The following is a 20,217-nucleotide window of genomic DNA, read 5'->3' on the forward strand; positions in this document are numbered from 1 at the left end:
GGCGGACGGGCTAATCGCCTCGTCCAGCGTCCCTTACCAGAGCCCGTCCCATGTCGTCCCAACCCCTCCCGGTCGTACTGCTCGTCGAAGACGACGACGCCATCCGCGACCTCTCCGAAATGATCCTCGACATGGAAGGCTACGAGGTGCATTCCGTGCGCAACGGGGACGAGGCCGAACACTGGCTGGCGACCGGCAAGGCGGATGTCCTGTTCACCGACATCAACATGCCCGGCCGGATCGGCGGCCAGGAGCTGGCCATCCGCCATCACGACATGCGCGTGCTGGTGACCTCCGGCGAGGCCCCGGAACAGCACGACTGGCTCCGGCCGGGCATGCGGTATCTGGCCAAGCCCTACGACCGAAAGACCCTGCTGAACGCGATCCGCGACCTGGCCGCCTGACGGAAGTCAGGCCCGGTCGATCACGCGGCTGATCTTCCCTCCGTCGAACGCGAACTCGGACGTCCCCACCATCTCGATCACGGTGCCCGCGCCCGGGCCGTCGGGGATGTCTTCGGCGATCTCGCCGTGAAAGGCGATGTCCACCACGACCGTGTCGCCCTCGTCGCGGACCGCGGTCACTTCCTGCCGCCGCGACGCGAACAGCGCCGCACCCACCCGCGCCAGCTTCCCGAACTCGTCCTTGCCGTCGGTCGCCACGCTCATATCCCCGCCCGCATGGTGCTCGAAGCGCACGTCGTCGGAGAGCACGGCGAGCATGCCCTCGATGTCGAAGCGGTTGTACGCGTCGATGTAGGCGTCGATCAGGGCCTGGCGGAACGGGTCGGTCATGAGGGTATCCAGCACGGTGGGCGTTTCGGATAGTAACGAAGCCGGCGACCGTGCGGAGGGTGGGAGCCGATCGTATCGGCGATCCGCGGCAGCGGCCCCGGTGCGCGTGATGCCGTGCCTTGCCGACCCCTCCCCCTCCCCCGTATGGTGCCCGCTTCCGTCCCAACCCCGAGCCGCCCGATGTCGCATCCGCAGGAGCAGTCCCCCGAGCACCTCAGGCGCAGCCTGTCGAACCGCCACCTGCAGCTGATCGCCATCGGCGGTGCCATCGGGACGGGCCTGTTCATGGGCTCGGGCAAGACCATCAGCCTGGCGGGCCCGTCGATCCTGCTGGTCTACCTCATCATCGGCGTGATGCTCTTCTTCGTCATGCGCGCGATGGGCGAGCTGCTGCTCTCCAACCTGCAGTACAAGTCGTTCATCGACTTCTCCACCGACCTGCTCGGTCCATGGGCCGGTTTCTTCTGCGGATGGACGTACTGGTTCTGCTGGATCATCACCGCGATCGCGGACGTGATCGCCATCGCCTCGTACGCCCAGTTCTGGTTCCCTGGGCTCGCGCCATGGGTGCCGGCGTTGCTGTGTGTGGCGCTCCTGCTTTGCCTCAACCTAACCACCGTGCGCCTCTTCGGCGAACTGGAGTTCTGGTTCGCGCTGATCAAGATCATCGCCATCTGCGCGCTCATCGTCACCGGCTTCGGCATGGTGGCCTGGGCGTTCCGCTCGCCGGACGGCCACGTGGCGTCGCTGGCGAACCTGTGGAACGACGGTGGCCTCTTCCCCACCGGCATCGGCGGCTTCTTCGCCGGTTTCCAGATCGCGGTGTTCGCGTTCGTCGGCATCGAACTCGTCGGCACCACCGCCGCCGAGACGGCCGATCCGGAGCGCAACCTGCCCAAGGCGATCAATTCGATCCCCGTCCGCATCATCCTGTTCTACGTGCTCGCGCTCGTCGTGATCATGTCCGTGACGCCGTGGCGCCAGGTGCTGCCCGGCAAGAGCCCCTTCGTGGAACTGTTCGTGCTCGCCGGCATCCCGGCCGCGGCCAGCCTGATCAACTTCGTCGTGCTCACGTCGGCCACGTCGTCGGCGAACAGCGGCATCTTCTCCACCAGCCGCATGCTCTACGGCCTGGCCGAGGAAGACCATGCGCCGTCGACCTTCCGGCACCTGTCGAAGGCCGCCGTTCCCTCGCGTGGCCTGCTGTTCTCGTGCCTGTGCCTGCTCGGCGGCGCGATGCTGGTGTACGTCATCCCGAACCTCGTCACCGCGTTCACGCTGGTCACGACGCTGGCCGCGATCCTCTTCATGTTCGTGTGGTCGCTGATCCTGATCGCTTACATGGCCTACCGGAAGAAGCGTCCGGAACTGCACGCGGTGTCGGCGTACAAGATGCCAGGCGGCGTGTTCATGTGCTGGGCCTGCCTGGTGTTCTTCGCGTTCGTGCTCGTGCTGCTCGCACTGGAAAGCGACACGCGCCAGGCGCTGATCGCCAGCCCGGTGTGGTTCGCGATCCTCGGCATCGGCTACGCCCTGCGCCGCCGCAAGGCCTGAAACCGCGGTTGGAGCGCACCTGGGCGCGATGGGATGCTCGCGGCAAGCACCCCTTCGCGGCCAAGGCCGCTCCCACCCGAAGGTAGAAACCCTCCGCCACCCCATCGCGGCCAAGGCCGCTCCTACAGGAGCGAGAAGCCTGTTGGAGCGCACCTGGGCGCGATGGGTGCTCGCGACAGCAAAACCTACTAAAGCGACTGAGGCTCCGGCGCCGGCACCACCGCCGACAGCAACAGCGCGCCGCGCTCCACCTTCACGTACATCGACGCCACGGGCTCCAGCGTGCCCGCCTTCAGCCGCCACGCCGACAGCATCCAATCGTCGTTGACGCGCCAGCCCACGTGGCCATGCCCGATGTACCCCAGCAACGTCTCTCCACGGAAGTCGATCGGAAAGAACGTGGCTTCGTCGCCGTAGCCGGTCATCATCCCTTCGCCGACCGCGCCGCCGAAATCCGGCAGATCCCGGAACGTCGCCGACTCGCCCTTCGGCGCGAGACCACCCGGCGCCCGCGCCGCCGCGAGCAGCGCGTCGTACGACACCTTCGCGGCGCCCTTCAGCGGGCGATCCAGCGTGCCCTGCACCGGGCTGCGCTCGTAGCGCGCAGCCGCCGCCATCGCGACGGCGGCGAAATCCTCGCAGGGCGACTGCTTCGGCGCACACGCGCTACCACCGGAAACCAATGCGTGATCGAAGCGCATCGTCAGCTGCGCGTCGGGCCCGAAGCGCGTCCCTTCCCAGCGACTGATGCCGAGGTTCATCTCGTCGGGCGACGGATTCGACAGCACGGTCGCGATGATGTCGCTGCCGACGCGCGCCATGCCATGGCGGGACATGCAGTCCGGCGCCCATGCGCCCGGCGCGTCGACCGCGATCGCCTTGCGGCCCTCGATCCGGAACGGCACTTCGGTCCAGCATGACGCCGTGCCCCCGACGGAAAACACCGAGCTGACCGGCATCCCGTCGAGCTTGCGGTAGCCCGACGACGCGTCGAGTTCCGCGAGCGCCTTCGTCACGGCTGCGTCGGGCTCGAACGGAAACGCCTTCGCATCGTCGAGCGACACCTCCGCGGCCACGGCGACAGACGCCCCCGCCTTCGCGAGATCCGCCAGCACATCGTCCGACCCCTTCGGCAACCGTGGCAGTAGCGCCTGCACGGTGTCGAGCGGCTTCGGCGCCTTCGCATCCAGACCGCGCAGGAAGGCGATGCGCGTGGGATACCGCGCCACGTCGGCCGCGAGTGGTTTTCCTGGGTGATCGCCAAGGTAAGCGGCCACCGACGCGTCGCGCTCAGCCAGCCAGTGGCGCTGGTCGGTCTTCAGCGCGTCGGCCTTGTCCGGGTGGTTCTTCAACGCCGCCCGGAAGGCCTCGCCGAGCTCGCCATCCAGCGCGGAGATCGCCGGTGACGCGCAGATGGCCTTCTCCACGGCGGTGGACGCCTTGCCGCAATCGAATCCGGCGGCATGACAGGTGCCGGCCGCGAAGGCGAGCGACAGTACGGTGGCAGTGATCCTCACGAAACGTCTCCTCGGTGAGCGGGTGCATTCCGACCATTCTAGGAGACACGCGCCGAACGCTCCCGACCCGGAAATGTTGTAGTCCTTCGCCTACAGGAACGCACCCGAGAATTGGGTATAGTCGGCCGATTCCACGTGGCCAGCCGGGGGGCGGTGCCGTCGTGCGAACAGGGGAATCGCATGCCGCACCAAAGGACAATCCGATGAGCACGGGCTTCAAGCCCGTGAGCTTCCGTTACGACGACGCGCTCACCCGCGTATCGTGGGACGCGTTCGAGCACCTGATCGCGGACTACTACCGTGCGCAGGGGTTCGAGGTGGACCACGTCGGCACCGGCGGCGGCCCGCGCCGCACCGACGGCGGCATCGACCTGATCCTGCGCCAGGGCCTCGAGACGATCGTCGTGCAGTGCAAGCACTGGAACTGCTGGAAGGTGCCGCACAACGACGTGCACCAGCTCATCGGCGTGATGCACACGGCCGCCGCGACTGGCGCCATCGTCATCACCTCCGGCGAATTCACCGACGCCGCGATCGAGGCCGCCGCGAAGTTCCGGCACATCCGTCTGATCGACGGCAAGGCCGTGCGCGCGATGCTCGGGCCGATCGAGGAGCCCGCGGTTCCGTTCGCCTCGTTCGACGCCATGCCGTCGTGGAGCCCCTCGCGGCATCCACCGAAGCGCGCCGGGCGCAGCCGTGCCCCCATCGTCGCGGTCGCAGCCGCCTTCCTGACCATGGCCATTTCGCTCTGCGTGCTGTGGCAGTACTACGCGATGACGGTCCTCAAGGCGCGCACCGACGCCGCACGCGCGACCCAGGGCGCCATGCGCGTGCTGGCGGCGCAGGCCATCACGTCCCGCCACGTGCCCGCCACGCCAGGCACGCCGGTGGAGTCGTCGCCCGCGAGCACGATGAACGGCCACGCGGCGATGCCAGCCCACCTCCCGACCACGAAAGCGGAAATCGCCGCATGGGAAGCGGCCAACGCGGAATCGATGCGCATCCTGGAAAAAACGACGCCATCGGTTCCGTAACGCGGCTTGGCTCGTCGCGAAGAGGCACAGGCCTGCCACTCACGGCCCCAAAAGCTGTCGCGCCCAGGTGCGCTCCAACAGCGCTTCGCCAAGCCGCACCCGTCGCCCGCAGCTTGGCTTGTGGGAGCGCACCCGGGCGCGACAGCTCCTCGCGAAGAGCATCAGCACCTGCCACTCACGGCCTCAAAAGATGTCGCGCCCAGGTGCGCTCCAACAGCGCGTCGCCGCATCGCCCGCAGATTGTCTTGTTGGAGCGCACCTGGGCGCGAAGGCTCCTCGCGAAGAGCCTCAGGACCTGCCACACAGCCTCAAAAGGCATCGCGCCCAGGTGCGCTCCAACAGCCAGAACTGGCGCCTGCTTTGTTACCTCCAACGCGACACTTTTCGTAGGACGACGCCGCGAGGTCGAGATCAGATCGTTCGTCGACAGACGCTTTGCTTACGATGGAGAAATCATCCCAAGAGCGCAGGAAGCCGATTCATGCATATATCGTCTATCTCCAACGCAACGTTCGCGCCCGTCGCCAATGCTGACAGTGTCCATCCAGCCACCGTGGAGGCGTCATCCGTCAGCGATCCGCGACCGGCCGATCGATACGACTTCTCGAACATGACGGTTCGCCAGTTCTTCGACGCGGTATCCGAACTGCAGAGCACAGGACAGATTTCGGGTGATGAGGCATTGGACCTCATATGCACCCTCGGCATATGGAACGACGGTTCGCTATCGCACGATGAATATCTCGATCTCCGGATGGACAATTCGTACGAAATCATTCAACAGCAGATCGCTTGCGCTGATGCGCAAGGCCGCATCGCCGAAAGGGACATTTCCATCCGCGGGCTGGCGTTGCTCAAGCGTCTCAACGGCACGCTCCGCCGTGTCGACGTCGAAGCATGACGCACTCCGTCACGACGCGAATCGCGATCGCGCCCTGGTCACGATCTGCGCGTTGGCATTCGCGATGGCCTGGAACTCGCGACTGATGCCGGCGTCTTCCGCGACGCGCTGCCAGAACGACACTGCCCAGCCGCTAGCGAGCGACCACACCGCCAGGTCGGCCGGCGTCGGCGTCGCGACCGTGAACTCACGCCCGACGACAGCACCGCTCGCAGCAGGACGGTACATCATCGGCAGCATGTCGTAGTTCGGCGTGAGTTCGAGCGGTAGCGCGTCATCGAGGAAGAACGCGAGGTTTCCGAAATGCATGTCGGTGTTGCCGATGAGCCGACCGAACCACCAGCGTTCCCGGATGCGTTCGAGCGTATCGGCATCGATCCATCCTCCGGCGCGCATTCGCGAGGCGGCACCCGCCCAACCATCGTCGCGCACGCCGTCGTGCGCATCGCTCCACGCGGCCAGCGTGACGCAGCCGCGTCGTCCGTACGCGCCGATGCGATCGAAGCGCGTCACTTCGAGACACGCGCGCCCTCCTGACCAGACGATGTCCGAGCGTGCACTGGCGTGGCCGTGGTCCCGAAGGACTTCTCCGGCGATGTGTTCGCTCAGAAGCAGGTCGGCCCAGCGACGCGCGGTGGCGTTGCCATCGACAGGCTCGCTGAACTTCACGATGACGTGGCGCGTCTCGTTATTCCCGTCGGCGACCGCGGTGGTGAACTTCGGTTGCTCGCCAGCAGCCGACGATCCGACTTCCGCGCCACCCATCGCCGCCTCCGCGAACCGCGCATAGACCTCGCCGCGTTCGGCGGTCGGAATGGGTGACGGCCCTTCGGCGAGCGCCGCTTCGAGCGATCGCTCGCCGAGTACGAAGTCGCCGGGCCCGTCGCTCCCGCGAAGCAACAGCGCCGTCATGACCGCATCGTCATCCCATAGCAGGATGTCGGACGGTAATCCCAGGGCGCCAGCCCAGCGCTGCGCGAACTGGCGACCGAGAAACCCCTGCGGTCGCTGATCGTCGAGGAACCAGGGCACGCCGGGAAACAGGCCATCCGAGAACTCGTCGCGCATCCAGTCGGTCGGCCGACGTGGGGCGACCAAAGCGCCCCTCGGATAAAGGGCCGTCAGAAGGCCGAACTCCTGTGGTCGCCCTTGGGCGTCGATGCGGAACAGGGGCCAGCGCGAGCCGAGGCCTCGTACATCCCGAATCGCCGCGTAGCGGCTACGTCGGGCCTGGCCGATCCTCGCCACAACGTCGCCGACTGAAGCCAGGAGACGAGAAACGGTGGGTTGGCTGACGCCGAGATCCGCGGCCAGGTCGGCCGCGCTTGAGGCACCCCGCAGCCGCAGGGCGGTGAGAAGCTGCTCGGCGCGCACCATCGTTGCCATGCATGAATAGATATATGAATAGATTTTCTATGTCAATATCTTTCTTTATCAGTAAGTTGATTCAACTTCCAGTGGACACATGAATAGATTCATGCAGACATCAAGCGGCGACCGACGCCGTGGCGCCCTTCCCGTACACCGCGGGCGCTCCTCACCCCACATGCGTGAGAACGCCCCACTGGACGTAGTGGCCGAGCCCTAGTCCGCCCGAACGGCCCGCGCGCGACATGGCTGATCCCTGATCGCCGGAGACGTGCTGTGAGGCGGCAAGAGACAAGCTCGGCCACTGCGGATGTCAGCAGCGACGCAAGCCAGAAAATGCACGCATTTCGTGGGACATGCCTATTTACTTCTCAAACAAAATGCGTATCGACATAGAACTTTTCTGAAAATTCCGGATATTTTCGCGATTCGCTTGTCATCCGATTGTTGTCGAGCGGCGACGAGTGCGAGCATTCGTCGCCGCGCTGGATTCGCGACGAACCTCGAGCGGCTGTGCAGCCTTATGGATATCCCTAAACAACTATGGAGCCACGATGAAGAAATGTTCCGTTCTGTTCGCCGCCGCGATTGTCGCTGTTGCACTTGTGGGGTGCGCGACCCCTCTGGACCACAAGACCGGTATCGAGGTAACGCAGGACAAACTCGCGAACTTCAAGAAAGGCGTTACCACGACCGATGACGTGATCGCAGCCATCGGACATCCGCCCGAGAAGAAGGAGTTCAAGGGCAAGGAGGTGTGGACCTACTACTACACGCGCCTTTCGGTGTTCCCCGGCGGACCGAGCGTGCACGAATCGACCGTGATCGAATTCGACAAGGCCGGGAAGATGGTCAGTGCCTACAAGGCGGGCGGCGTACCCGGCAAGACGGGCAATGCGATGCTTGACGCGGCGGGCATGTAACCGCCGTTCGATCAGAGCCCACCCGACTCTCGCGCGAAGCGCATCGGCGGCATTCCCACATGCCGCGCGAACGCCACGCTGAACGTACTGGCCGAGCTGTAACCCACGCGCTCGGCCACCTCCGCCACCGTTCCTTCCCCGCGCCGCAGCAGTTGCTTCGCGAGCCCCATGCGCCAGGCCAGCAGGTACTCCATCGGCGCGACACCTACCTCCCGACTGAAGCGCTCGAAGAACGACGAGCGCGACAGGGCCGCTTCTTTGGCGAGTTGCACGACGGTCCACGCGCGCGTGGGATTCTCGTGCATATGACGGATGGCGATGCCGAGACGCGCATCCGCTAGACCGCGCAGCAGACCAGGCGATGCGTCGGTTCCCGCGGTCGAACGAAGCGCTTCGATGAATAGCACTTCCAGCAGACGCGCCAGCACCACCTCACGCGCCGGACGCTGCGCACGCGCCTCGTCGCTGGCCAGCTGCACCAGCGTCGAGAGCCGCGGCTCGTCGCGGACCAGGACGACCCGCGGCAGCAGCGACACGAGCAGCGCCGCGTCCGGCGACCCGAATTCGCACAGGCCCGCGAGGAAGCGCACCTCGTGTGGGCCCTCCGGCGTGCCCTGACGGTGCTCGCCATTGGGGAGTTCCACGGGATGCCGGTCGATGTCCTCGGGCCTGGGCGGCTCGTTGCCGGACAGCAGCATGTCGCGCCATGCCGGGATCAATACGAAATCGCCCGCCTGCAGCGCCATCGGCTCGTCGTCGCCGAGGGTCAGGCGGCAGGATCCATCGAGGATCAGGCAATACACCGGATTGCCCTGCTCCGCCTGGCGAACGCCCCACGACCCGGCCGCCGAGACGAGCTTCGACCGCCGCAGGCTGGGCTGCAGCAGGGTGACCACTTCCGCCAGGGGATCGATCATGGCCGGACTCTCGCAAACGATATTCGGACTTCAGAGTGTAGCGAGTCCGAGGCGGGGCGCCTATCGTGGCCGACAGGCACCCTCACCCCAGGAGTCACCATGCAGACCGTCCTCATCACCGGATGCTCGTCCGGCTTCGGCCTCGATATCGCTCGCCATTTCCACGAGAAGGGCTGGAACGTCGTCGCGACCATGCGCACGCCGCGCACCGATCTCTTCCCGGCGTCCGACCGCATGCGCGTCCTCGCGCTCGACGTGACCGACGCGGCGAGCATCCGTCGCGCGATCGACGAAGCCGGCCCGATCGACGTCCTCGTCAACAATGCGGGCATCGGCGTGCTCAGCGCGCTGGAAGGCATGACGATGGACACCGTCCGCGACGTCTTCGAAACCAACACCCTCGGCACGATCGCCATGACCCAGGCCGTGCTGCCGCAGCTGCGCGAGCGCAAGAACGGCGTCGTCATCAACGTCACGTCGAGCGTCACGTACCGCCCGCTGCCGCTGCTGTCGGTTTACTCGGCAAGCAAGGCGGCCGTGAACGCCTTCACCGAATCGCTTGCGCTCGAGCTCGCACCTTTCAACGTACGCGCACACCTCGTGCTCCCCGGCCGCGCCCCGGACACGCGCTTCGGCGAAAACGCCCGCGCCCGCATGCAGCCCCCGTCGCCCACCTATGCCGACTTCATGCAGCAGGTCTTCAGCGGCATGACGGCCGACGGCCCGGTCACGCATTCGAGCGACGTCGCGGAAGCCGTCTGGCGCGCCGCCACCGACGCATCGGCCCCGATGCGCATTCCCGCCGGCGCGGACGCGGTGGAGTGGTCGCAGGCGGCCCGTTCGTAAAGCGAGCCGTTGTGGGAGCGGACCTGGCCGCGACAGCCTTTCGCCGCTGGGCGGCAGGGCCTGTTGCTCCTCGCGAAGAGCGGTCGCGGCCAGGTCCGCTCCTACAGCGGCAGGCGGTAGCCGTTCGACCTGGACGTTGTCGTGCGCCGGCGCGTGAAGAATGCTCGCCACGCCTCGTCACCCTGTGGGAGCGGACCTGGCCGCGACAGCTTTTCGCCGCTGGGCAGCAGGGCCTGTTGCTCCTCGGGAAGAGCGATCGCGGCCAGGTCCGCTCCGACAGCGGTGAGGGGTAGCCGGTCGATCGGGACGTCGTCACCGACACCGGCGCCTGATGGGTGCTCGCCACGCCTCTTCACCTGTGGGAGCGGACCTGGCCGCGACAGCTTTTCGCCGCTGCGCAGCAGGGCCTGTTGCTCCTCGCGAAGAGCGATCGCGGCCGGGTCCGCTCCTACTGCGAAAGGTGATAGCCGGTGGTGAGTGTCAGGCGGTGTTGACGGCCAGCTGTGCCGCGAATGCACGCTGGTATGCCGGCCTCGCCTCGCCGCGCTCCACGTATGCCACCAACCGCGGAAACTCCGCGAGGGCGCCCGACGGTCGCGCGCGCATCAGCACCGAGACCATCAGCAGGTCGCCCGCGCTGAACTTGCCGTCCAGCCACTCGGCGTCGCCCAGTCGATCCGAAAGCAGCTTCAGTCGCTGACGCACGCGCTCCATCACGATCGGCACGCGCTCGGCCGCCCATGGCTTGTCGCCTTCGAGGATCTTCGCGATGAAGATGTCGAGGATCGGCGGTTCCACGGAGTTGAGCGCCGCGAACATCCACGTGATCGCGCGTGCCCGCGCGTTGGCGTCGGCCGGCAGCAGATGGCCATATCGCTCCGCAAGGTGGAACACGATCGCTCCCGTTTCGAACAGCACGAGACCGTCTTCCTCGTAGGTGGGAATCTGGCCGAAGGGATGCAGGCCCATGTGGTCCGGCTGCTTCATCTGCGGATGCGGCACGAGGCGCACCTCGTAGGGCTGCCCCACCTCCTCCAGCGCCCAGCGCACGCGGGTGTCGCGCGCCAGACCCTTGCCGCCATCGGGCGAGCGTTCGAACGCGGTGATCGTGATGGTCATCGTTACTCCCCAGGTTGGCAATCGGCCCGAAGGTATGGCGCCATGAGTGCGTTCGCCGCGCGGAAGCCTTCGACGGTGAGCAGCGCGACATCCTTCGGAAACGCTGGTCCGCCCGGCGAGACTACAGCGATTCCGACCCCACCCCCTGCTGCGCCGCACGATCAAACCGCAGCCCATCCCGCAGGTGGGAGCGCGCTCGCGCGCGAACGACGAAGCGACACGATCCGCTCCGCCGCAGCCAACAAGGGCTCGCCACCCTCCACCCGTTGATCTACAGCCAAAACTATCCGACATTGCCCCATCAGCCACGCGCCGGAGCCACGCATGCCGCTTATCGACCACATCGAATTCGCCGTCGAGAACATAGAGAAGGCCCGGGCGTTCTACGAGCGCGCGCTCGCACCGCTGGGCGTGACGCTCCTCGTCACCATCGGCCCGCACGAGACGCGCAACGGCGGCACGCGACTCGGCTTCGGCGCGAACGAGTACCCGAGCCTGTGGCTGCACGACCACGCCGCGCCGGGCAAGGTGATGCACGTGGCCTTCGAGGCGGCCAGCCGCGCCGAGGTGAGGCAGTTCTACGAGGAAGCGCTCGCCGCAGGTGGCCGGGACAACGGCCCGCCCGGGATTCGGGATCACTACCACTCACGCTATTACGCGGCGTTCGTGCTCGACCCCGATGGCGTGAACGTCGAGGCGGTCTATCAGGGCGATTGAGCTCGCACCGCCTTCACCCCCTGCAGGATGTTCGCCACCACGAACGCAGGATCCTCATGCGGCAGCCCATGGCCGGCTGTCGCCGCGATGTTCTGGTGCGCGTTGCTCGACAGCGTGAGGAACTGCTTCTGCAGACGCTGCGTGGCGTCTTCGAGTTTGATCGACATCGGTTCCGAGAGGCCCGGCACCATGCGGAAGCGCGGGCTGTGCGTCGCGACGATGACGGGCTTCGCGCCAAGCGAGCGCAGCTGCTTCGCTTGCGCGAGGCTTGGCGTGATGTCGAGGCCTTCCTCGTTCTTCGCCGGATCGGTCTGCACCGTGCTGATGAACGTGCGTGCCTCGGTCACCGCTTTTTCCTCGCCAGGTTTCGCGGGCCCGAGCACCGACAGCCACGCGCTCGATTGATCCGGATGCGTCGACGAGACGAGAACGAGGCCAGCCGTGTCATTCGGATACATGCTGGCGAACACCTGGGCGTGCAGCCCGCCGATGGAATGTCCGACCAGAAGATAAGGACCCGGCACATGCGCCGCTTTAAGGGCGGCGTGCAGATCCTCGGCGGCATCCTTACTGGTGCGCGGGCGCGTTTTCACCGGATCGCTGCCGCCGACGCCGGCACGGTCGTACAGGCACACGCGCGTGACCGGCGCAACCTTGGCCGCGATGCCAAGCCAGCCCGGATCTTCCGCCGGCGCGGTGCCCAGCCCCGCATCCACCACCACGACCGGTGTGCCGCTGCCCTCGCACTTCAGCTTGATGGAGCGACCGCCGATGTCGAAACGACCATCGAGGGTTCCGTCGGCGTGGGCGCTTGCGGACCATGCGCCGAAGGACAGCGCAGCGAGGATGGCAACGGATGCGAGTCTGTTCACTGCGACCTCCGGAAGTGAAGGTTCGATATAGCACGGGGTTTTCTGGTCACCGACGGTGACTGAAGACACTTGTCGGTGATTTGGGCGGAACCTGCAGGACGCCCGGCTTCGGTTCGCCTACTTCTTGCAGCCCAGGGCGGCATACGCCGTGGCAACGGTCGGATCGATGCTTCCGCCGACCTGATTGCGCTTCATCTGGACGCGGCTGCACGCCATGTACCGGCCGATGCCGCGGACGCTGTCGTCGATGCTGGTTTCGCGCCTTACATGAAATGTCTTCGCCAGCTCGCCATCGGAGGCTCCTGGAGCTCGGGGCGCCGCGTTCCACGTGGGTTGGCGAAGATCGGGATTCCCCGAGAAATGCGGCAGCGAATCGGCGTCCGTCTGAGCGCCACCCGTAGGCCCGACGGAGTCAGCGGACGGCTCGGACGGTTGCCCGGGCGGTCTTCCGGAGGCAGGTTCTGGTGTTCTGGACGGGATGGATGACGGCGCCCGCAGCGTTCGAGACGCAGACGTCTGCAGCGTGACGACCTTCGGAGCATGCCGGTCGATCGGTTGGCGCCGTTGCACGGAGGCGGAGACGAACCGGACGCGAAGGGCATCCATGGGCTGCTCCTGGGATGCGTACGGCAGCTCGACATCCGGCCTCGCGCGCATGGCGTAGAGCCAGGCGATCAGCCCGACATGCGCGGCGATGATGATTCCCCAAAGGATGCCGCGTCCAACGGATGCCTGGTACCTCGGCTGCATCGTCCCGCCCCCGGTTCGTCCTGACTTACCTCGACACGAAATCGTGCCGATAGTTCAGGTGGGCGGAGCCACGAGCTCCTCGAGCTTATGCCCGAATGAGTAGATCGACCACAGGCTCGAGCGGGATCTCGGGGAAGGATTCAGCGATGGCATCCTTCATCACGGCCTGTGCCGCTTCGTCCACAGGACCGAGCGAGAAGGCCTCGGCCCGCGCGGCTTCCGTCGACCACTGGGCGTAGCTGTACCAGATGCCATCCTGCCCACGGTGGAGACGTGCACCGAGCGAACCGCGCTCGGATTTCAACAGGCCGGTGATCCTCGACCATGCGGCAACGAAGTCCGCTTCACGGCCGGCATGGATGCGCCACCGGTAGATCACCGCGAAGCCGGGTGCAGGGGTCGGCGGTGTCGGCGAATCGTTCGGGTCGGAAGGCGTGGTCACTTTGGCGTCTCCTCATGTGCTTCCTCGGGCGAAGCCATCACGCTATCGATCCACGGGGCGTAGCGCGAGACGCGAACGGCATACACCACCACACCATAGAGGCCTCCGACGAACGGGCGATCCGGCGCCCAGCCCTTCCAGAACGGGTGATCCTTCGGGTAGCGACTCCACGAACCGAGGCCGACGAGCTGCGCCGATGCGGCCGTGCCAATGACCAAGGGACCTCCACTGTCGCCACCACCCGTGATGCCTTCGAGCGGCAGGCCGGCCGGCGGTGCGTCGAAGCGGTACCAGACATAGCGCGAGTCGGCGCCCTCGATCACATTGAAGGCATGGCGAAGGATGGTGCGGTGCGAACTCGCGGGATCCTGGCCACGATCGCCATGGCCCGTGGCGCCTTTCCCGAAGAGCTCCGCCGTCTTTCCGGCTTCCTGGTCCCCGCGATAGAGGGGCATGGGCGCGACACCGCTGACGGGCGACGCCAGCTCGATCAGCGCGATGTCGTCCGACGAGCCAAGAGAGGCATACAGCCTGGCGAAGTCGCCCGACGACAGGACTTCCTTGATGAGCGCTTCCGGCACCTTTCGATAGCCCGGGTGGACGACCACCCGCGACACCCGACGCGCGACTCCGCCGATCGACACATCGGTTTCCATGCCTTCCATCATCATCGGCGCGGCATGCGCGGCGGTCAGCACCCACCGGGGGGCGATGAGCACGCCGTGCCCCTCACCCGGCAGGTCCGCCAGCGCAGGTACCGCTCCTGGATCGACCCGATAGCGCGCATCGTCGACATCGGCCCGGGTGATCACGGCCCCGGCCGCACTGGACATCGCCCACAGGCAGAACACGAGACTCCATTTCATCGATTCATCCTCATGGTGATCCAGGCGGCTAGATGGCGTTGCCCCGTCTTACGGAACCTATTGTCGTTGAAGAATCAGTGGAACCTCCAATCCATGATCGCCAGATCGTGCGGTGGGGGCCTGTCGACGTCGCCGATCTCGCCATATAGCTCCACGTCAAGTCTGGTCCCTTCCTTGGTGTACGCGAGAATCGTATGTCCGCTCCCCGTACTGACCGCAATCTCCGGCACCATCGCACAGACGCGGCATCGCCTTTCCTCTGGATCGTCACGACACGTCTCCTCGTAGTCACCGCCGATGACCGCTTCGAGACAATCCGGATTCTCTTCCGGTATCCATCCATCGGCAAGCAGCATTCGTCGAAACTCCATAACGGTTTCTGCTTTTCGATACTGAGGCCCAAGCTTTGGTGACTTCTCTCTCGGATCGGCCCGGGCGTTCCCAGCGACCGAAGAACACGCCACCATCAGAGCAACAGCAAACACCGTAACCTTTCTCTTCATGCACCACTCCTATTCGATCGTTCGGTATCAGGCTGCCTTCGCCGCCCGAGAAAGGGCCGCCTTGGCAGCGTCCGTCGGCATCTCCAGTGGCGCAGGCATCGCGATGATCGCCGCACTCCTCTGAGCCGCACTCACCTCGACAGGCGGCACGGCCGCCCGCTCCTTGAACATCTTGTCCTTGAAGAACCAGTTCTTCTTCGCGCGGATGGGACGGCAGCCTTCGTAGAACACCAGTTCGTCGTCGGCCGGCATTTCCTTGACCTCCTGCGGCAGCATCAGCGCGCGGCGTTCTTCGACGTAGCTCGTCGATACCTGCTGGCCGCCACCGCCGCGGCTGGTGCTCTGCTGACGCTTGCGCACCGTCTTGTAGCCGAGCATCTCGCTGTACTCGTTCGCATCCGCTTGTTCGCGGGGTGCGAACGCGATCTGGGCGCCGTGGTTCGTGATGAAGTTCTGGGCGTCGTTCTCGCCGTAGGCCGATTTCAGCTGAGCACGGCTCTGGATGATGCAGAGGTCGCGCACGCCGTAGCTTGCCGAGATCGAGATGCGCTTGGCCCAGACGTCCACGCGCCCCATCGCGGTGAACTCATCCATCAGCATCAGCAGCTGGTACTTCAGGTCGGGTTCTTCGCCCAGCTGCTTGTCGAGGTTCTTGCCGATCACCGTGCTGAAGAAGATGTTCAGCAGCTTCGCGCTCTCGTCGAGCTTGTTGGTCGGGATGATGACGTAGAGGGTGCTGAGGATCTTGCGGAAGTCCTCCACCTTGAAGTCGGTGGCGTTGGTGGCCGCGGCGAGGATCGGGCTGAGGAACTGCTGCAAGGGCGCCTGCATGCTCGCGATGACCGACGAGAACGTCTCATCGGGCAGACCGATCAGGTTGCGGAAGACCGTTTTGGTCTGCGAGCTGACGAACGCGTACGAGCGATCCTTGACGATCGTGGTCAGGAGTTCCTTCGTCTCCATCTCGTCGGTGCCGCTCGAAAGGCGAAGCACCCGCTCGAAGCTCGGGAACTGATCGCAGACGTTGGGATCGGGCATGAGCTCGTCGGCGGCGTTGCTCTTGGTGAGCCACCGCATCCTTTCATCCCAGCGCTCGAACATGAACGACGTGAACGCGGTGAAGGCCGCCCGGCTCTGCGAGATCCAGAACGGATCGCCGCCCGGCTGATCCGGGTAGAGAATGGCGGCGATCGTCTGAATCTCACCGATGCGCTTGCCCGGGTCCATGCCGACGAACGTCGTCATCGGATTGAAGCGATGCGTCTTGCCGGCATCGTCGTACGGCGCCCAGACCCAGATCTTCTGACCCTGCGCCGCACGCCACCCGCTCGTCGAGGCGTGGAGCTCGCCTTTGATGTCGAGGACGATCATCGACATCAGGTAGGAAAGGAGCACGGGGGTCGCGATCGAGGTCGTCTTGCCCGAGCGCGTCGGGCTGATCGTGATGACGTGCTGCGCCGCTGAGCCAGAGGTAGTAGCCCTTGTACTTGCCGATGAGGACCGCATCCGGGCTCGGCTTGAGCAGACCGGCCTTCTTCAGATCGGCCAGGTCGGCGAAGCGCGCATTGCCGTGCGTCGGTTCAGGACGCGCCTGCAGCAGCTTGAAGCTGATACCAAGCCAGAGAACGATCGGCAACGCGAAACCGATCACTCCGCTGAGCTTCATCTTCAGGACGTACGGCGCGAACTCGGGGACGTCTACCGCGCGGATATAGGTCCAGTATGTCAGGAAGCCCGGCTCGATATTCCAGTTCGTGAGCCAATAAAGCAGGTAGCCGGAAGCGTACTCGCCGGCCACGAGCGCAGCCGCCAATAGAAAAAACATGGCGGCCATTCGTTTCTTATCAAACATCGTTGCTTTCCTTCGCAAAAAGTCTCGTCCCGGCCGGAATCCACCCGGCCGGGACACCTGAGCGTGGTCGACCGTCAGCGGATGAGGCGCTGATCGGCCAACGGCAGACCGTCAGAGGGAGGGTCCGCTCCTGCTCATCTGCTGTTGCTGGGCCAGATACTCGGAGCGGACCTGAGCCTGCTGATGGTCGTACTGCGCGATCTGCTCGATGGCCTGCTCGGGCTCCGGCGGCGCCTTTTTCAGGTCGACGGTAACGGGCAAGGAGAGACGGCCATTTCCGAGGAAGCCTATCGTCAAGTTCTGCTCGTCCAGGTGACAGATGCTCAGGTTGTCCGCAGTGATGCGACTGGTGTGGCAGGCGGCGGTGAACTGGAGCAGGCGGTCCTCTGAGGCGTCGGGTATGCGGCGGCCGAGTTCGGTGTAGAGGCCGTGCTGGGGGTTTTCGGGGTTGCGGGGGTCCGAAAGGCCCGGCTTGGGTTCCGGCGTTCGCGATTCCGTCAGCGGTGTGTCATACCCTGAACGCGGGACGTCGGCACTTCGTTCCGGTCCAAGCACACGGTCTGACTCCAACGGATCGACGGCAGACTGCCTCCACTGAATGGTCGGACCTTCTTTATCGCGCCACTGGATGGTCGGCCCTTCAATTGAGACCGCATCGACAGGCTTGATGGGCTCGACAGAAGCGGAGCGCGCCATCGAATGCGCATGGCCCTCCCTTGTCGCGGCGCCGTCGTGCGTCCAGTCAGCCTGGTAGCGGTTTGTCTCATGTCCCCGCCGTAGCTCCACCATGAAAGCGTGACTGTCAATTGTTCGCCGCATCGCCTCATCCGCCAGCCCGGTGATCGGGAGACCTTCCTGCCGCTGGAAGCGTGCAACAGCCTCCTTGGTTGAGAGATCGTAGACGCCATGGACCGATAGAGGCTCTTCGCGACGGTCCGTCATGCCTAGCGTGTTAAGGCTCTCTTGAAGCCGGATCGTAGAGGCCGAATCGGGCGCGTCGAAGCGCGATGCATGAAGCGCATCTACCTGAAGCGCTTGACCTTCGCGCGGCATCCGATCGAACGCGGCTCCGAGTGATGGGACTGGTCGCGAAGGTACCGATTGATAGGGCTCAACGAATCGACGATGTTCCGCTTCCAGTAGGTATGGCGCATCAGGACTCCCAATGGTGCGGGTCTCGATTCGAATGGCGTTGGCAACACTGGCGAACGTTAGCGGACCGGCGATGCCATCCGCCCGCAAGTCATGATTCCTTTGAAACGCCTGCAAGGCTAGCCGAGTTTGCTCCCCGAACTGACCGTCCACGTGTTCGCCTCCCGCTGACATGTAGCCAAGGCGTGCTAGCTGCATTTGTAATTGCGCGACCTGCTGGCCCCTTGCGCCCTCTTTAAGAATGGTAGGAGACGACCTTGATGGATTGACTGATTCCACCTCGCCCGCTTGCGCTGCGGCAATACTCCTGCGCATCGTTCTCCCGTGGAAGACTTCGACGATCTTGTCTGCATAATTTTCATCGGTCGCAAAGCGTGCACGCTCTAGGGCCTCTGCTTCCTTCCGAAGATCGCCTAGCGTGCCTTCATCGAACAATCCCGACTTCGCGTAGCGCGGGTTGTCACGCAAGAACTTCACTCTATCGCGTATTGATTCCTCGACCGAGTCATATACCCGAAAGGCGCTGTCGGTCCAGTACTTCTCGTTGCTAACCGCATCCCGCTCCCAGACGCGGAAAGTCTTCGTCTTTCCTTTCCACTCCGAACTCGCCTTGATGTTGTACACATTGTTGGTGCCTTCGAGCACCTTCTTTCCCCAACCGGTCTCGTGTGCCGCTTGAGCCAAGAGAAGCTCCCATGACATACCGGTTTCCTGAGCGACTTTTATCGCGGCCGGATAAATCCGCTTGATGAACTCCTCATTTGCATCCATGAATCAAACCTCCATATAAATAGTCAGAAACCCACAACCGTCGAAAACGTCTTGATGTCTTCAGAGTCAAGCTTTCGATACGACCCAGCGACCAAAATATGGTCGTTCTCCACACGAAACGCCCCCTCCCTGTGGCTTACCCACTCCGTCACGGCTCCGGTCACGCCATGCAAGCGATTCTCGACAATACGAATGACCTCACCGTCGCTCTCACGCATTTTTACAACGGAGACAATGGTCTGATTTGTTGCTTGATGCGAATCCGTGTCAACCTGTAAAAGAACATAAAGATGGCCATCGTGTGCGAGGCAATGGGTCGCTCGACCTTCATAGAACTCGCGCGCGAAAGGGATATATCGACCCCAAACGACCTTCCTGCTGGCTATGTCGGATACGAAGACATAGGGCTTTTGATTGAGACCATCTTCGTCGGTTGACGCTCCAACTGTGCATCGCCTATCTCCAAACCCGGCTGAGTCGTATCTTCTGAAATGATCGACTGCAGGGGGAACTTCATCCGGCTGATGCCTATCGTTTGCTTCAACAGTATTCTCGACGAACGTATACGAGCTAAGAGCTGGATTAGCTACGACATCGATAGAGCAGACGCTGATCGCCGCGACTAAGGCCGCCGCTAACGGTGTTTTTGAATGCATGGATTTACTCCGAAAAGAACGCCGTTACTTGTAGATCTTCCTTGACTCAGACATTGCCTTCTTCAGCTTGCCCGGATCGAGACTTTTCTTCGGATGGCACGTGGCCGGCTCTGCTTAGCCAGGCTCGCGACGCCGGGGTACCACACCCAGGATCACCACCATCTTTCTATTCGGCACCACCTTCATTTGCGGGCCGCCACTTCTTAAACATTGCCTCCAACACGGAGGCCCTCACCGCGGTTTCCCGGACCATGCAGTTGTAAGCCACAAGATCGTCTGCTTGTCCGGCGTTGCTTCCTACATCACAGCGCTCGTCGCGCCACTTCAGCCATAAGCGCTCGTCGGAACGAAGCGCGGCCTTGTCCAGGCCGTGACGACTCATCAGTCGCCTGTAAGCGGCATTAAGGCGTTGGTCCTGATATGTCATTTCTTCGCCCATGCAGTCCTTCATGACCGGGGTCACCGCGTCCGAGGCATCGAGGCAGGCCTGATAGCTCGAACGAATCCCATGCTGGTCGGCCTCGGTGTTTTCTTGAGGGACGGCATCAGCTCCGCAGACACCCACGACAAGAACCAAGGTCGCCGCGAAGCTTGCCAATGTCTTCCTTATACTTCCGCGCTTCTGGTCGCTCACTTTCAATGTCCTTCCGTTGACCCGCTACT

At 64.3% G+C, this 20,217-nt stretch carries 21 protein-coding genes; 7 read left to right on the top strand and 14 right to left on the bottom strand.

The features are described 5' to 3' along the window. The first annotated feature begins 50 nt into the window (after positions 1-50). Positions 51-404 carry a response regulator gene (locus BMW54_RS10890; RefSeq protein WP_090055313.1) on the top strand — a complete coding sequence of 118 codons (354 nt, stop codon included), beginning with the start codon at positions 51-53 and terminating at the stop codon, positions 402-404. 6 nt (positions 405-410) lie between these two features. On the opposite strand, the gene BMW54_RS10895 is transcribed toward BMW54_RS10890, so the two are convergent. Then, positions 411-794 carry a nuclear transport factor 2 family protein gene (locus tag BMW54_RS10895; RefSeq protein ID WP_090055314.1) on the bottom strand — a complete coding sequence of 128 codons (384 nt, stop codon included), beginning with the start codon at positions 792-794 and terminating at the stop codon, positions 411-413. A 180-nt stretch (positions 795-974) separates the two neighbouring features. Between BMW54_RS10895 and cycA the strand changes: the two genes are divergently transcribed. After that, positions 975-2,348 (top strand): D-serine/D-alanine/glycine transporter, encoded by a 1,374-nt coding sequence (gene cycA / locus BMW54_RS10900; RefSeq protein WP_090055316.1) that lies wholly within the window; start codon positions 975-977, stop codon positions 2,346-2,348. A 188-nt stretch (positions 2,349-2,536) separates the two neighbouring features. On the opposite strand, the gene BMW54_RS10905 is transcribed toward cycA, so the two are convergent. Then, on the bottom strand, positions 2,537-3,865 hold the full coding sequence (locus BMW54_RS10905; protein ID WP_175472828.1) for a lysozyme inhibitor LprI family protein: 1,329 nt from the start codon (positions 3,863-3,865) through the stop codon (positions 2,537-2,539). A gap of 203 nt (positions 3,866-4,068) precedes the next feature. Here BMW54_RS10905 and BMW54_RS10910 point away from each other — a divergent pair, with 203 nt between their 5' ends. Together BMW54_RS10910 and BMW54_RS10915 are read left to right on the top strand one after the other, a co-directional pair. Beyond that, complete coding sequence (locus BMW54_RS10910; protein ID WP_090055319.1) at positions 4,069-4,899, top strand: restriction endonuclease; 831 nt, start codon at positions 4,069-4,071, stop codon at positions 4,897-4,899. A 481-nt stretch (positions 4,900-5,380) separates the two neighbouring features. Next, the gene (locus BMW54_RS10915) at positions 5,381-5,800 is read left to right on the top strand and encodes a hypothetical protein (protein WP_090055321.1); all 420 of its coding nucleotides are present in this window, start codon (positions 5,381-5,383) and stop codon (positions 5,798-5,800) included. A 9-nt stretch (positions 5,801-5,809) separates the two neighbouring features. Here BMW54_RS10915 and yjjJ read toward each other — a convergent pair whose 3' ends face one another. Further along, positions 5,810-7,177, bottom strand: coding sequence for a type II toxin-antitoxin system HipA family toxin YjjJ (yjjJ, locus tag BMW54_RS10920; protein ID WP_254779209.1), 1,368 nt, complete (start codon positions 7,175-7,177; stop codon positions 5,810-5,812). A 545-nt stretch (positions 7,178-7,722) separates the two neighbouring features. Here yjjJ and BMW54_RS10925 point away from each other — a divergent pair. Then, positions 7,723-8,091 (top strand): hypothetical protein, encoded by a 369-nt coding sequence (locus BMW54_RS10925; protein WP_090055326.1) that lies wholly within the window; start codon positions 7,723-7,725, stop codon positions 8,089-8,091. A gap of 11 nt (positions 8,092-8,102) precedes the next feature. Here the strand turns inward: BMW54_RS10925 and BMW54_RS10930 are convergent, their stop codons facing one another. Beyond that, on the bottom strand, positions 8,103-9,008 hold the full coding sequence (locus BMW54_RS10930; protein ID WP_090055327.1) for an AraC family transcriptional regulator: 906 nt from the start codon (positions 9,006-9,008) through the stop codon (positions 8,103-8,105). A gap of 99 nt (positions 9,009-9,107) precedes the next feature. Here BMW54_RS10930 and BMW54_RS10935 point away from each other — a divergent pair, with 99 nt between their 5' ends. Beyond that, positions 9,108-9,854 (top strand): SDR family oxidoreductase, encoded by a 747-nt coding sequence (locus BMW54_RS10935; RefSeq protein WP_090055330.1) that lies wholly within the window; start codon positions 9,108-9,110, stop codon positions 9,852-9,854. A gap of 480 nt (positions 9,855-10,334) precedes the next feature. Here the strand turns inward: BMW54_RS10935 and BMW54_RS10940 are convergent, their stop codons facing one another. Beyond that, entirely contained in the window at positions 10,335-10,973 is a 639-nt protein-coding gene (locus tag BMW54_RS10940) for a glutathione S-transferase family protein (RefSeq protein ID WP_090055332.1), read from the bottom strand. Between the two features lie 324 nt (positions 10,974-11,297). On the opposite strand from BMW54_RS10940, the gene BMW54_RS10945 reads away from it, so the two are divergent. Next, the gene (locus tag BMW54_RS10945; protein WP_090055335.1) at positions 11,298-11,690 is read left to right on the top strand and encodes a VOC family protein; all 393 of its coding nucleotides are present in this window, start codon (positions 11,298-11,300) and stop codon (positions 11,688-11,690) included. On the opposite strand, the gene BMW54_RS10950 is transcribed toward BMW54_RS10945, so the two are convergent. From BMW54_RS10950 to BMW54_RS10990, 9 genes are all read right to left on the bottom strand, one after another. Continuing rightward, positions 11,678-12,631: an alpha/beta fold hydrolase gene (locus BMW54_RS10950; protein WP_090055339.1), complete on the bottom strand. Its 954-nt coding sequence runs from the start codon at positions 12,629-12,631 to the stop codon at positions 11,678-11,680. The two genes, BMW54_RS10945 and BMW54_RS10950, sit on opposite strands and share 13 nt — an antisense overlap. 48 nt (positions 12,632-12,679) lie before the next feature. Beyond that, entirely contained in the window at positions 12,680-13,312 is a 633-nt protein-coding gene (locus BMW54_RS10955) for a hypothetical protein (protein ID WP_090055341.1), read from the bottom strand. An 85-nt stretch (positions 13,313-13,397) separates the two neighbouring features. After that, a complete protein-coding gene (locus BMW54_RS10960) occupies positions 13,398-13,754 on the bottom strand; it encodes an antibiotic biosynthesis monooxygenase family protein (RefSeq protein WP_090055344.1) in 357 nt (118 codons plus the stop codon). Next, the gene (locus BMW54_RS10965) at positions 13,751-14,620 is read right to left on the bottom strand and encodes a trypsin-like serine protease (protein WP_090055346.1); all 870 of its coding nucleotides are present in this window, start codon (positions 14,618-14,620) and stop codon (positions 13,751-13,753) included. The genes BMW54_RS10960 and BMW54_RS10965 overlap by 4 nt, the downstream gene beginning before the upstream one ends. 74 nt (positions 14,621-14,694) lie before the next feature. Beyond that, the gene (locus BMW54_RS10970; RefSeq protein WP_139206084.1) at positions 14,695-15,123 is read right to left on the bottom strand and encodes a hypothetical protein; all 429 of its coding nucleotides are present in this window, start codon (positions 15,121-15,123) and stop codon (positions 14,695-14,697) included. Between the two features lie 27 nt (positions 15,124-15,150). Further along, a complete protein-coding gene (locus tag BMW54_RS10975; protein WP_254779211.1) occupies positions 15,151-16,629 on the bottom strand; it encodes a type IV secretory system conjugative DNA transfer family protein in 1,479 nt (492 codons plus the stop codon). Between the two features lie 457 nt (positions 16,630-17,086). Further along, a complete protein-coding gene (locus tag BMW54_RS10980) occupies positions 17,087-18,898 on the bottom strand; it encodes a peptidoglycan-binding protein (protein ID WP_090055353.1) in 1,812 nt (603 codons plus the stop codon). A 23-nt stretch (positions 18,899-18,921) separates the two neighbouring features. Beyond that, the gene (locus BMW54_RS18525; RefSeq protein WP_139206085.1) at positions 18,922-19,554 is read right to left on the bottom strand and encodes a hypothetical protein; all 633 of its coding nucleotides are present in this window, start codon (positions 19,552-19,554) and stop codon (positions 18,922-18,924) included. A 166-nt stretch (positions 19,555-19,720) separates the two neighbouring features. Next, complete coding sequence (locus tag BMW54_RS10990; RefSeq protein ID WP_139206086.1) at positions 19,721-20,188, bottom strand: lysozyme inhibitor LprI family protein; 468 nt, start codon at positions 20,186-20,188, stop codon at positions 19,721-19,723. Positions 20,189-20,217: the final 29 nt, after the last annotated feature.

This window comes from Luteibacter sp. 329MFSha (assembly GCF_900111665.1).
GTDB lineage: Bacteria > Pseudomonadota > Gammaproteobacteria > Xanthomonadales > Rhodanobacteraceae > Luteibacter.

What these genes read in the sequence shown, in the direction of transcription:
- BMW54_RS10930 (WP_090055327.1), bottom strand. Translation starts at nt 9,008, where the DNA reads ATGATCGATCCCCTGGCGGAAGTGGTCACCCTGCTGCAGCCCAGCCTG.
- BMW54_RS10895 (WP_090055314.1), bottom strand. Translation starts at nt 794, where the DNA reads ATGACCGACCCGTTCCGCCAGGCCCTGATCGACGCCTACATCGACGCG.
- BMW54_RS10965 (WP_090055346.1), bottom strand. Translation starts at nt 14,620, where the DNA reads ATGAAATGGAGTCTCGTGTTCTGCCTGTGGGCGATGTCCAGTGCGGCC.
- BMW54_RS10980 (WP_090055353.1), bottom strand. Translation starts at nt 18,898, where the DNA reads ATGGATGCAAATGAGGAGTTCATCAAGCGGATTTATCCGGCCGCGATA.
- BMW54_RS10940 (WP_090055332.1), bottom strand. Translation starts at nt 10,973, where the DNA reads ATGACCATCACGATCACCGCGTTCGAACGCTCGCCCGATGGCGGCAAG.
- BMW54_RS10935 (WP_090055330.1), top strand. Translation starts at nt 9,108, where the DNA reads ATGCAGACCGTCCTCATCACCGGATGCTCGTCCGGCTTCGGCCTCGAT.
- BMW54_RS10975 (WP_254779211.1), bottom strand. Translation starts at nt 16,629, where the DNA reads ATGCGGTCCTCATCGGCAAGTACAAGGGCTACTACCTCTGGCTCAGCG.
- BMW54_RS10970 (WP_139206084.1), bottom strand. Translation starts at nt 15,123, where the DNA reads ATGAAGAGAAAGGTTACGGTGTTTGCTGTTGCTCTGATGGTGGCGTGT.
- BMW54_RS18525 (WP_139206085.1), bottom strand. Translation starts at nt 19,554, where the DNA reads ATGCATTCAAAAACACCGTTAGCGGCGGCCTTAGTCGCGGCGATCAGC.
- yjjJ (WP_254779209.1), bottom strand. Translation starts at nt 7,177, where the DNA reads ATGGTGCGCGCCGAGCAGCTTCTCACCGCCCTGCGGCTGCGGGGTGCC.
- BMW54_RS10955 (WP_090055341.1), bottom strand. Translation starts at nt 13,312, where the DNA reads ATGCAGCCGAGGTACCAGGCATCCGTTGGACGCGGCATCCTTTGGGGA.
- cycA (WP_090055316.1), top strand. Translation starts at nt 975, where the DNA reads ATGTCGCATCCGCAGGAGCAGTCCCCCGAGCACCTCAGGCGCAGCCTG.
- BMW54_RS10915 (WP_090055321.1), top strand. Translation starts at nt 5,381, where the DNA reads ATGCATATATCGTCTATCTCCAACGCAACGTTCGCGCCCGTCGCCAAT.
- BMW54_RS10925 (WP_090055326.1), top strand. Translation starts at nt 7,723, where the DNA reads ATGAAGAAATGTTCCGTTCTGTTCGCCGCCGCGATTGTCGCTGTTGCA.
- BMW54_RS10945 (WP_090055335.1), top strand. Translation starts at nt 11,298, where the DNA reads ATGCCGCTTATCGACCACATCGAATTCGCCGTCGAGAACATAGAGAAG.
- BMW54_RS10910 (WP_090055319.1), top strand. Translation starts at nt 4,069, where the DNA reads ATGAGCACGGGCTTCAAGCCCGTGAGCTTCCGTTACGACGACGCGCTC.
- BMW54_RS10890 (WP_090055313.1), top strand. Translation starts at nt 51, where the DNA reads ATGTCGTCCCAACCCCTCCCGGTCGTACTGCTCGTCGAAGACGACGAC.